General features: G+C 41.0%; 7 protein-coding genes. 1 reads left to right on the top strand and 6 read right to left on the bottom strand.

Annotated elements, in window-relative coordinates:
• Positions 1–7: 7 nt before the first annotated feature.
• Complete coding sequence (locus WA010_RS02580; protein WP_422555616.1) at positions 8–1849, bottom strand: 7TM diverse intracellular signaling domain-containing protein; 1842 nt, start codon at positions 1847–1849, stop codon at positions 8–10.
• 171 nt (positions 1850–2020) lie between these two features.
• Here WA010_RS02580 and WA010_RS02575 point away from each other — a divergent pair, with 171 nt between their 5' ends.
• On the top strand, positions 2021–4132 hold the full coding sequence (locus tag WA010_RS02575; protein WP_422555615.1) for a helix-hairpin-helix domain-containing protein: 2112 nt from the start codon (positions 2021–2023) through the stop codon (positions 4130–4132).
• Positions 4133–4155: 23 nt separating this feature from the next.
• Here WA010_RS02575 and WA010_RS02570 read toward each other — a convergent pair whose 3' ends face one another.
• From WA010_RS02570 to WA010_RS02550, 5 genes are all read right to left on the bottom strand, one after another.
• Positions 4156–7710: a bacteriohemerythrin gene (locus tag WA010_RS02570; protein WP_422555614.1), complete on the bottom strand. Its 3555-nt coding sequence runs from the start codon at positions 7708–7710 to the stop codon at positions 4156–4158.
• Between the two features lie 90 nt (positions 7711–7800).
• Complete coding sequence (locus WA010_RS02565) at positions 7801–8496, bottom strand: ABC transporter ATP-binding protein (protein ID WP_422555613.1); 696 nt, start codon at positions 8494–8496, stop codon at positions 7801–7803.
• Positions 8497–9633, bottom strand: a complete 1137-nt coding sequence (locus tag WA010_RS02560; RefSeq protein ID WP_422555612.1) for an ABC transporter permease — start codon at positions 9631–9633, stop codon at positions 8497–8499.
• The gene (locus tag WA010_RS02555; protein ID WP_422555611.1) at positions 9630–10574 is read right to left on the bottom strand and encodes an efflux RND transporter periplasmic adaptor subunit; all 945 of its coding nucleotides are present in this window, start codon (positions 10572–10574) and stop codon (positions 9630–9632) included. Before WA010_RS02555 ends, WA010_RS02560 begins: the two co-directional genes overlap by 4 nt.
• Entirely contained in the window at positions 10558–11835 is a 1278-nt protein-coding gene (locus WA010_RS02550) for a TolC family protein (RefSeq protein WP_422555610.1), read from the bottom strand. The genes WA010_RS02555 and WA010_RS02550 overlap by 17 nt, the downstream gene beginning before the upstream one ends.
• Between the last annotated feature and the right edge of the window lie 393 nt (positions 11836–12228).

Below are 12228 nucleotides of genomic sequence, written 5' to 3'. Positions count from 1 at the left end.
TTTAATACTACTCAAGTATGCTCCAGATCACTTCAACACTGACTCCATGGTGTGAATCTGTTGAGATTTTCCCTTTTAGTTGACCATACACTAAACTTTTCACCAGTTCTAAACCTAAAGAATTCGTCGTTTTACCCTGATCATAACCCATGCCGTTGTCACTGACTATCAGGCTATATACATTATCTTTTTCATCTAAAGCGATGCTGATTGTCCCTTTGTCATCTTTAAAAGCATATTTGCAAGCATTTGTAACTAATTCATTCACAATCAGTCCGCAATAAATAGCCTGTTCGATTTCTAATGACGCATGGATTTGATAGTTGATCTCCACTATCATCTCATAACTCTCTTGTATATCTTCAACGATACTATGAAAATATTGAAAGGCATTGACGTCTGAAAATAATTCTTCTTTATATAATAACTCATGGAGATGACTCATTGTGCTTACCCTATTTTGAATAGTGGTAAATGCGTCTTGCAGTTTTGTATTATCAAATTCATCGCTTTGCATTCTAATGAGAGAAAGTATGGTCTGCATACTATTTTTAACTCTATGATTTAATTCATTTAATAACAGTTGCTTGGTTGCAAGGGCTTCTTGCAAATCTTCTGTTTTTTTCAATACCTCGTGTTCAAGTTTCACCTTTTCATTTTTTTGTTGTTCCAGAAGTTTTTGATGTACACTCTCTTTTTCTAACTGAAGTTGCTTAATTCGGTATGCCAAAGCAATAGAAAAAACAATAGCTTCCAAAACTAATAATATTTCTATAAAGTAATGCGACAATTTATAGATATCAAACCAGCCGATACTTGAAAGATACATTGCACTACCCGCCACAATAAAAAGAAACCATCCAAATAATATGAATTTAGCTTGAGAATCTTTTTTTAGTGCAGCATATACTGTAATAAAGAGAAGTAGCAGAAGTAAGATAACAGAAAATATATTTCTAAAATGATTAAATTCATTCGTAAATACAAAAATCAGCAGTGTCAATGGAAATAGGATTAAATAATAGTGCAGTAGCTTTTTAAGCTTTGGATACCGATTCATTTCCAACATAGAGTTTGTAAATAAAGCAAGAGCAAAAGCCGGAATACCGACAATGATAGCCGCTGCTTTAATCATAAGCTCATTGAGCCCTACATCGAGTTGAAAGATATTAAAAAAGCCTGTATACACGATATGGTGAAATGAAATGCCGATCATATAGGCAACATAATATAAATAGGATTTATCTCTTGTAAAAAAATACAGTGATAGATTATACAAGGCTAAAGCTATCATCGCACCAAAAAAAAGGGCTAGTTTTTTTTGATGATCAATTTCTGCTTCATAAAATTGGTTCGTTTTCCATAATTTTAAATCCACTATTAACGTTGTTACCTCAGAGTAAACTTTAATAAAATAGGTTTTTTCTTCATGAGCTTCTAAATTTATTTTAAAAATAGAATTAATACTTTTTTGACCAAGGTTTCCAGATAAAATTCCTGATGTTTGCGGCGAAAAATTTTCATCGGGAGAATAGAAAAAAATATTTGTTGTCATAGGATTGTTGTATTCAAGAATCCTAGAAATTTTAGTATCTGTTGTATTTTTTACAGTGAACTTGATCCATACATCAAAATTGGGAGAGTAGCCCAATAAGAGTCTTCTTGCATTGTTGAGTTCAAACGTAATGTTTCCATTTTTGATTTCATTAAACCCTAAACTACGTGTATGGTCAATATAAATTGAACTATTTTCCAAGACATCATATGAAGTCGTTTCATTGCCAACTTCTATGATACTTGCATACATAGGAGTAATCAAGAAAATCATGAATAAAAAATATTTAATCAATTACACCCAACTTTTATATTTTCTTATCATTCTACAAGAATATCAATGTAGAACAAGAATAAAAAATATTCGTGACACTAATCATGATACCATATTGTTAGAATTAAAAAAATTAATATGCTATTTCAGCAACAAAACACTACAATCCCTAAAAATATTGCCAGGAAATTTATGCTCCCCCTCTCCCGTCTTTTATGTGAAAAAACAAAACTCTCTCCCCATCATGTTGAAAACATTCTCAAGCTTTTAAATGAGGGTTCTACTATCCCCTTTATCGCCCGTTACCGTAAAGAACTCACCGGCGGTGCCACGGATGAGCAACTCAGAGGATTCGAAGAGGTCTATCTCTATTCGAAAAAACTGCTAGAGCGTAAAGAGGAGGTGAAACGGCTGATCGGTGAGCGCTCACATTTGGGTGCGGAACTGATCTCTCAGATCGAGGCGGCAACGACGCTCCAAAGCCTCGAAGACCTCTACCGTCCCTACAAAGAAAAAAAGAATACCCGTGCCGCACTCGCAATCGCAGCGGGTCTGGAACCGTTAGCCGATATACTCGCATCGGGTAGATTGGAGGTAATAGATCTGATGAACAAAGCAAAAGCTTTTGTGAAAGGGACAATTGCATCAGAAGAAGAAGCGATTAAAGGGGCACAAGATATTTTGGCGGAGCGCTACAGTGATGATCCGCGTGAACGCGATTACTGGCGTAAACAGATGTTGGAGTATTCCTCGTTCGAGATTAAAGGGTCTAAGAGCCTAAAAGAAGATGGATTGTATGCCAAACTCGCCGGTAAGTCTGAAAAAATCAGTTCTATCCCCTCTCACCGATATTTAGCAATGATGCGGGGAGTAGAGGAGAAAGAGCTCTCGGTGAAAATAACCATGGAGATGGAGCGGGTAGAAAATGCGATAACCAGAGCTAAACTCCCCAGAGAGGTTAAAAGCAGTCGCACGCTGATCCTAGAAGCGTATATGGATGGATTCAAACGATTGCTCTTCCCCTCATTAGAACGAGAGGTACATGCTCTTATAAAAGAGCGTTCCGATACACAGGCGATTGCAACATTCGGTAAAAACCTCACACAGCTCCTCAGTGCTCCACCGGTGAGTAAACATGTTCTTCTCGGTGTTGATCCCGCGTATCGCAGTGGGTGTAAACTCGCTGTTGTGGATGAGAACGGCACCTATATCGATCATGCCGTGATCTATCCCACACCGCCGCAGAGTGACTATGTCAAGAGCGCGCAAACGATCAAAGCACTGGTAGAAAAATACCGCATTAGTGCCGCCGCAATCGGTAACGGTACAGGTTCGCGCGAAACACAAGAGTTTTTTGCGAAGTTAAATGTAGACGAGGGGCTGAATCTAAGCTATACCGTCGTCTCCGAAGCAGGGGCATCGGTCTACTCTGCCTCTAAAATCGCCCTAGAAGAGTATCCGAATCTCGATGTCACCATACGAGGAGCCATATCGATCGCTCAGCGGCTACGTGATCCGATGGCAGCACTGGTGAAGATCGATCCGAAGTCGTTAGGGGTAGGGCAATATCAGCATGATGTGAACCAAAAACAGTTGGAGAAAAAACTCCATGAGGTGACCGAAAATCTGGTCAATCGGATCGGTGTCGATCCTAACAGTGCCTCCGCATCGCTTCTCTCTTATGTTGCCGGAGTAGGGGCAAAACTCGCCAAGACGATCATCGCCCATCGTGAAACACACGGGGCGTTTAAAAGCAAACAAGAGTTCCTCAAAGTTAAAGGGCTGGGAGCCAAAGCGTATGAGCAGTGCGCAGGGTTTTTTCGTATTCGGGAGGGGAAAAGTGTGTTGGACAATACTGGAGTTCACCCTGAGAGTTATGAGGCCGCCAGAGTGCTGATGGATACCTACACCCTCTCTACTATCACCAAAGAGCAAATACCCCACATCGCACAAGAGCTGGGGATAGGGGAGGCAACTCTAAGCGACATCCTCACAGAACTGCGCAAGCCCGGATTTGACCCCAGAGAAGAGTTGCCTCCGATCGTGTTTCGAGCAGGTCTCACCGACATCAAAGAACTACGCCCCGGCACTATCGTCTCAGGTGTGGTGCGTAATATCGCTGATTTCGGTGCCTTCGTCGATATCGGTCTAAAAAATGATGGATTGATACATATCTCTCAGATGTCGGAAAAGAGGATCTCCCACCCGCTGGAAATACTCAGCGTTAATCAGCAACTTTCCCACATAAAGGTTCTGGAAGTGGACACCGAAAAGGGAAAAGTATCGCTTAGTTTAAAAGAATAACACGCTGATTTTTTTAGCACTGCTTATGATAACGTTTGACGCTGTATGGACAATTGTTTTAAGAGTGAAATCAATGTGTCGCTATCTTGCAATAAGCTATCGATTAATGCTTGAGTCAGCTCAGTGGATAGCGACTCTTTTTGTTTGATCATTCGGTTAACTAGATGATGTACTTGCTTATGGGCTTGTTCCATTTCGGAATATAAGGGGATCTCTCTATAGCGTTTCTCCCCATCAGTTTTCAGCCATTGTCCGAAATGGCACTCTTCGTAATCAAGAGAGGGCAAATCCAAACGTTCATTATGCATGAATTGGATAATTTTCTCTACCCACGCTTTATGTTCAACTTCAGCAAATAGTAAAGGAATATCGTCACGGCTAATACGAATCGCATTGGTCCATGTCTCATCAGGTTTCCACTGTTTTATCCACTCCATGAAATTCTCAGGGAGCATCGGTCTAGCAATTGCATAACCTTGAGCATTCATACATCCCAAGTTTAAAAGCATTTCACCGTGTTCACGACTCTCCACCCCCTCTGCAATCAAATGGCGTCTAAATGCGACCGATAGACCAACCACACCATCGAGTATCGCCAAATCGTCCGGGTCACCCAGCATCCCTTTGACGAAACTCTGATCAATCTTGAGTATTTTTGCAGGGAGCCGTTTGAGATAGGTTAGCGATGAATAACCGGTACCAAAATCATCCAGTGAAAAATGGATTCCGATTTTTCCGCATTCATGCATAATTTTTGAAATCCCATCAATGTCTTCAAGGGCACTCGTTTCTAAAATTTCAAACTCTAAATCCCCTTCTCGAATCTCAGGATAATGCTCCATCAATGTTTTTAAGTGAGAAACAAAATCTTCCTGCTGTAACTGTAATGCATCGACATTAACGCTGATTGAGAGTTGCAAGCCTGCACGTTTGAATACAGTGAGCTGTCGCATCGCCTCTTCAATCACCCAATATCCAACATCTACCGAAAGGATATGATCTTCGATCATGGGTAAAAAAGCTCTCGGTGCTAAAATCCCTTTTTCAGGATGATTCCAACGGATAAGTGCTTCAGCTCCGATAACCTCACCGGTTTTCATGTTGACTTTTGGCTGATAATAAAGCTGAAATTGATTATTTGTCAATGCTAACTCGATTGCCTCCAAGCTCTCATGATGCGTTCGAATCGTTCGATCTTGAACCGTATCAAAAATATGGTAGCGGTTTTTACCCGAAAGTTTAGCTTGATACATTGCCTGATCGGCTTGACGAAGAAGCTGATCAGGATCGATATCATTTCCTTCTTCAAAAAAACTAACACCCAAACTCGCAGAAACATTCATCGAAACACCATCAATCATAACCGTATGAGAAGTAACGGATAAGAGACGAATCAACATCGAAACACACTCTTCATGCTCTTTTAAATCAGGGAAAATTGCGACAAATTCATCTCCACCTAATCGGGCGATCGTATCACCGTTACGCAGTGTCTGTTTCATCCGTGAAGCGAGAGTCGATAGAAGTATATCCCCTACTTCGTGCCCATAAAGGTCATTTATCGCTTTAAACCCATCCAAATCAAGATAAACAACCGCAATCATTGTACGATTACGAGACGCCTGCATCATTGCCTGCTGAAGTCTATCAGAGAGTAAAATCCGGTTTGGCAACCCGGTGAGAGCATCGTAATGAGCGATATACTGAAGCTTTTGCTCCTGAGCTTTCGCTTCGGTGATATCTTTGGTACTAATGAGCAGTTTTTGCCGATCAGGCATCAATGCGATTGCCATATTGATCACAACATGCTTCCCATTTTTGACAATACAGGTTTTTTCAAAGTTTGTTAAAAAACCTTTTTTCATCACTGTCATAAGCGCATTAATAGCACGATCATGGTCTTCAGGGGCACTCAAACCGATGCATGATTTTGTCAAGAGCTCCCCTCTGGTGTACCCTGTCATCTCCAAATACGCTTCATTAAAATCCAAAAAATTTGATTCTAAATCCAATACAGCAATTCCATCCCGCGAAATATTGAAAATAGTTTCAAACTCCTCTTTTTGCTCTTGAAGCAATTTTTCGGCTAATTTTCGTTCTGTGATATTCCGTCCGACACTTAACACTCCGAGCAAATTACCACTCTCATCTTTCATGGGGGTTTTAGTCGTTTCCAAAAATTCAATATGACCATCAGAAAAAGTGACCTCTTCTTCATTTACATTAGTGCTATTTGTTTCCATCACATTACGATCATGGTGTCTAAAAAAATCGGCCAATTCTTTAGACACAAAATCGTAATCGGTTTTTCCTACGATTTCTGATTCTTTGGCACCAAAAAGAGCTTCAAATCGAGGGTTACAGTTCAAATAAAGACCATCAGGAGTTTTCAGCCAAATAAGATCAGGGATTGTATTAATCAGCGTCTTTAAAAATCCTCTCTCATACTTTAGTCGAGTTTCACTCAATCTACGATCATGAACATTGGATAAAAGATTACTAAAAAGATCAAGCAAGGTTATTTCCAAATCACTGAAATGATGCTGTTTTTTAACCGAATCAAATCCGACAAATCCCACACAAATATTTTGATTAATCAAAGGCAATGTGATTAAATTTTGGATATTTTGAGACATTAAGATACTTTTCACGCTCCCCTCTTCGAGCAGCGATACATTATCGATTATTATCGATTTACCTTGAGAATGAGTTACAAACCAGCCCGGAATCGTATCCAACGGCAAATCCTGCAAATGGTCGATTTCAGGAGAGATCCCTTCCTTGCACCATTCATAGGTATTCGAAGTCGTTTGTGCATCAACATCGTAATCAAAAATATAGGCACGGTCTGCTTTAACGAAAATCGCCATTTTTTCAATTGCACTCTCAATAGCGCTATCGATCTCATCAAGAGGGAGGTTGACAAACGAGTTGGCAAGTTCAAGCAATAATTGTTGGTATTTTGCCTGATCGTTTAATTTTGTTTCGATCATTTTTTGATCACTTAAAAGTTTCTCATGCTCTTTCATTTCATGCACGAGTTCAAGAGTATTCGAAGTAAGAGTTCTGTAAATGGACAAAATAATATCTATCAGCATTCGGGTCGAACCGCTCATCTGTTCATTCGCACGAATTTTTGCCTCATCAATGCTCAACCCCTCTCGCAAAGCGAAAACGATATATGCCATGTGACGATCCGTTTCGAGTATATGAGATGCCAACCATCTAGCAAGATATTCGAGTGCTTCTTTAGCTAACTCAATCAGGGGCTTATTTTTTTGCTCCTCTTTAAACTTCATAGCTACCGTAACAAACTGCTGATGAACATTTTGATGCTCACTGTCCAAAGGGTCATACGGAAGATATTGATGCCAAATTACCTCTTCGGTTTGAAAATGATACAGAGTATAGTCGGTCAATTCATCAAATATTGCATTAAGTGCCTCAGAGTCTGCGTTAAACGCCACATTGGTTGCCAAATCGTTTAAAATTTTGACAAGCTTACGGTGTTGATCGTCAATAGTTGATAAGCCGGTTGCAAAATGTTCATTCCATGGAAAAATATCTATATTAAACATCTCTTTACTTCGTATTATTTTTATTCTATCTTCTAGATTATCATAGCGCAATCCAAATCAGGTGTCGATAAAAAATAGGCTTATTCTCTTCTAATCGCGGACACTTTCTTTAACCACTCCATCTTCCACCCGCAAAATTCGATCAAATAGAGGAAGCATTCGTTCATCATGAGTAACGACAATAATCGCGACATCGTGTTCATGTGCCAGCGAGCGAAGCAGCTCCATCACCGACAACGCCCGCTGCGAATCAAGTGCGGCGGTGGGTTCATCCGCGAGGATGATGCGAGGATTGTTGGATAAAGAGCGTGCAATCGCCACCCTCTGACTCTGCCCTCCTGAAAGCTCTGAGGGCATTTTTTCGAGTTTATCCCCTACCCCGAGATATTCGAGTAATTCGGCTGCTTTCGTATTAGCTTCACTCACCCCTACCCCATTCATTTGTGGAACCAAAGTGACGTTTTCACGGACATTCAAAAACGGTATCAGATTGTGCGATTGAAAAATAAACCCTATCTTCTCACGTCGAATTTTCCTCGTATCGGGTATCGTCCACCCACCATCATAAACACATTTTCCGCTAAGTGTCAACTTCCCCCCACTGGGTTCTGTGATACAGCCGATCATCGTGATCAGCGTTGTTTTTCCTGATCCGCTGGGTCCTAACAAAGCTACCGTTTCCCCTGAGTAGATTTCAAAATCAGCTTTTTTGATTGCCTCGACAGCACTATCTCCGCTCCCATAAGTTTTTTCGATCCCTTCACATTTAATGACACTGTGCTTCATTTAGCCCCCTATCGCGCTAGAAGGATCAACCCGCAAAGCAGTTCGAATCCCTGAAATAGATGCCAAAATACTGACAATCATAACCACCACAAACAGTTTCATCGCATCTTGCGCTACGAGAATAATCGTTTTGGGGAAAATATCGGCACTGGCATGGGCAAAAAGATTCCCTGCAATAAAGGCGATTAACCCTAACAATACCGACTGTTGCCCTATCATCTTCGTAATGGTAAAGTTGGAAGCACCGATAAGTTTCAAAATCGCAATCTCCTTGATTTTATTGATCGTCATAGTGTAAATAATTAAAGAGATAATGACCGACGAGACAATGAGCAAAATCACCGTAAACATTCCAATCTGTTTCGCGGAACGCTCTATCAAATTTTTAGTGAGAATACCCTCTTGTTCCGCCTGCGTAAATACCTGCTGATGCTTCCACCGCTCAATTTCAGCGGAGAGCTTTTGAGGATCGGTTCCGTTATGGAGTTTCACTCCAAAAGCATTGACTGTTGCACTCGAAGGGTTCTCCGCCCCGCGTGAACGATCGTTCCGTATCTGTTCGTTGCTAAACAAAAATTGAAGTTCTTGGGCTTCTTTTAAATCCATGTAGATCATTGGATCGCCACCGGATGAAACCGCTTTATGAGTCAGTCCCACTACGGTGTATTCATCTCGTCCCAAAGTAATTTTATCCCAGAGTTCAAATCCTGATTTAGTATCGACGATAATCTCTTTGGCAGGGATATGAATCAAACGTCCTGCATAGAGTCGAAACGGTTGAAATCCGCTCAAAGCATCATATCCCAGCGCATACAATCGAATCGGTTTTTTTTTCCCGGTGATTTGAATACTTTGAAACGTTAAAGGATGAACCTCTTTTACCCCAGCGAGCGTTTTAAGCGAATATTTGAGATCTTCGTGGAGGCGTGAGTTTTCAGCAAAAGGGCCCAATGTATCTTTCTGAACCACCCATACATCAGGGGCGATGTCGTTTGGGACGATCATCGCATCGTGAGCCATCCCGCGATAGACGCCGATCATGATCAAAACCACCCCTATCAGCATCCCCACTCCGAATGCTGTGGTAATAAATTTCCCCAACGAATGGGCAATATCCCTCTGTGCGAGGTTGATCATCGCTTATCTCCGAGAGAATCCATGATATGAATAGATGCTTCAGCCTGTTCCCCTAGATAAAGTTCAGAGGGGAGTTGTTTGAAAGTGAGGTACACAATCCTCTCTTCGGTAACACGGTCACTTTCACTTCCGATTCGAGCCACCTGTGCTTCAAAGGTTTGATCAGGATAGGAGCGAAGTGAAACAGTCGCTTTTTGAGAAACTTTTATTTTTCTGCTCTGACGCTCATCGACATACAGTTTCACCCAGTAGGTTTTAGGATTCACCAGACGAAATACAGCGGAACCGGCACTGATGGTACTTCCTACTTCTCCGTTTTTGGAGATGACTTTCGCATTGAAGGGTGAGCGCAAAGAGAGATCATCGATTTTGAGCCGTTGAGCTGCCGCTGCTGCTCCTGATTTTTCTACATCCAGCGTCAGCAATTTTATATTTTCGTGTCCGCTTTCCAGTTGAGCCGAAGCACTTTGCGCTGATGCATAGGCACTGTCATATTCGGCTTGCGTTACAAATCCCCCTTTGAGTAGTTCTCTGTATCTCTCTAATGTCTGATCGGCAAGGTGCGCTTTCGCTTTCAAATCTTTTAGTGCGGCTTTTGCGGCAGAGAGTTGAGAGCGACTTTTCGCGATGGAGGCTTCCCCCTCATGAAGCGCAGCGGACAACTCTGATGGTTCCATTACCGCCAAAAGTTGACCTGCATGTACCATGTCCCCCTCATCCGCATAAAGATTTTGAATTTTTACTGTCGTTTTTGGGGCAAGAATAACAATCTCTTCGGCTTCGAGCGTTCCGGTTCCGAATACGGTACTATTGGTTTCAATAGTGCTTTTCTCTACTGTAGGTACAGGTACTTCAGAAACCCAAAACATTTTTTTCAACACGATGGCACCGAGTATAAGAACGATCAACCCTATTATGATTTTTTTATCGGCAAATTTCATCGATGCATCCTTTGTTTAATAATCTCTCTATCCGTGCAAAACGGGCGATTTTAGTGAGTTTAGCCCCTGATAAGCCGATTTTCGCAGTATCTAAAGCATTTTGAGCTTCCAAAACGTCAACATAGGTCGCTAATCCTTGGGTATATCGACCCTCCATTAAATGGAGAGTTTGCTCTAAAGCGTCAATAAGCCCCTCTTTCGCTTCTATACTTTGGAGTGCCTGCTCATAGTCGCTTGCAGTATTAAAGAGCTCCTCAAACAATTGTTTTTTAGTATTTTCATACTCTTGTTGCGCTATTTGAACACTCAAAGCACTTTTTTGCATTTGAGCATCGAGATATCCCCCATCAAACAGTGGTAAATTCCCTTTTAGCCCTACGTAGCTGCTATCGTATGATGAGAGTGAGCGATCGACACCGTATCCCGCAACTGCCGATAAGGTCCCATACCTTTGTGTTTTAGAAACATTGTAGTTCGTCCCTGCTTGAGCCAAAGCCGCTTCTAATCTTTTTAATTCTGGATTTTTTTGGTGAAGTTCTTGTTGCATCGACTCGATCGATGGAATCTTCTTCTCTTCCACTGCACGATCGAGTTCGTTCCCATCAATCGACTCAACCCTCTTACCGATCAAATGTTCAAGGGCATAAAGGCTTTTACGATATTCAGCACGCTTTGAGTGTAAAAGATCTTGAGCCTCCAGCCACGACGCTTTAAAACGTGATTCATCTGCTTGAGTTTTTAGACCGTTTTGACGCATATGAAGTGCTTTTTGATACAATTTTTCATAATAACGAGAGGTAGCTTCGGCTGTTTGTGAGAGACGATTCAAATAGGCTGCTGTATAGTAGTTTAGCACTACACGCTCAATCATGACTTCCTGATGATATCGGCTTTGTTCTTTTGTCCCTAAAGATGCTTCCCTAGAAGCTTTAAGACGCTCTTGCGTACGTCCGAAATCATACACCGTATAAGATGCACTGATATCGGCGTGAATCGCGTCGTCATGCCGTGTTGAAAAAACACCGGCTGATGGCATCACAAAGGTTTTACTAGGATAATACTCCGCATTCAATTCGATATGCGGATAGAGATCGGAGCGCGTACTTTGTACCTCTTTACCTGATATAGCATGATTTAAACGGGCAATTTCTACCTCTGGATGGCTCTTCAACGCCGATTGTATAGCTTCTTCGAGAGTGATCGCACAGAGGTTAGTGACTACAATATTGATGAGTGCTAGTGCAGGGAATATAAATCGCATTAATCTCCTTATTTATTGAAATACTACCATAAAGTAGAAGTTGTATTGTAAATCAAAAATTAAGACAAAACTTTAATCAAAACAGAGAGTTTATCCCAACCGCCGCCTGAAAACTCAACCTCATTGGATTAATAGTACGTTTTAGACATAAAACATTATTTTTCAAACAAACGTAACAATATCGCGTAATAAACTAACTTCTCCTGATTCTTGATTCAAAATCATAAACTATGCACTCTAAAATACTGAAAAGATGCGTCTAATATGCAATTATTCTCTCAAGTGTAACAACTAGGCGAAAAAGCTATTGACAAAGTTGTTACGTTTAATAATAAGCGTAACAACCATGCGCTATTTTTTAATATAAAAGCAATATATGAACTTATTTATTAA

Origin of the sequence: Sulfuricurvum sp., assembly GCF_049305995.1 — a bacterium.
Taxonomy (GTDB): Bacteria; Campylobacterota; Campylobacteria; order Campylobacterales; family Sulfurimonadaceae; genus Sulfuricurvum.
This window is presented reverse-complemented; position numbering and strand designations above follow the sequence as displayed.

What these genes read in the sequence shown, in the direction of transcription:
- WA010_RS02550 (WP_422555610.1), bottom strand. Translation starts at nt 11,835, where the DNA reads ATGCGATTTATATTCCCTGCACTAGCACTCATCAATATTGTAGTCACT.
- WA010_RS02560 (WP_422555612.1), bottom strand. Translation starts at nt 9,633, where the DNA reads ATGATCAACCTCGCACAGAGGGATATTGCCCATTCGTTGGGGAAATTT.
- WA010_RS02570 (WP_422555614.1), bottom strand. Translation starts at nt 7,710, where the DNA reads ATGTTTAATATAGATATTTTTCCATGGAATGAACATTTTGCAACCGGC.
- WA010_RS02565 (WP_422555613.1), bottom strand. Translation starts at nt 8,496, where the DNA reads ATGAAGCACAGTGTCATTAAATGTGAAGGGATCGAAAAAACTTATGGG.
- WA010_RS02555 (WP_422555611.1), bottom strand. Translation starts at nt 10,574, where the DNA reads ATGAAATTTGCCGATAAAAAAATCATAATAGGGTTGATCGTTCTTATA.
- WA010_RS02575 (WP_422555615.1), top strand. Translation starts at nt 2,021, where the DNA reads ATGCTCCCCCTCTCCCGTCTTTTATGTGAAAAAACAAAACTCTCTCCC.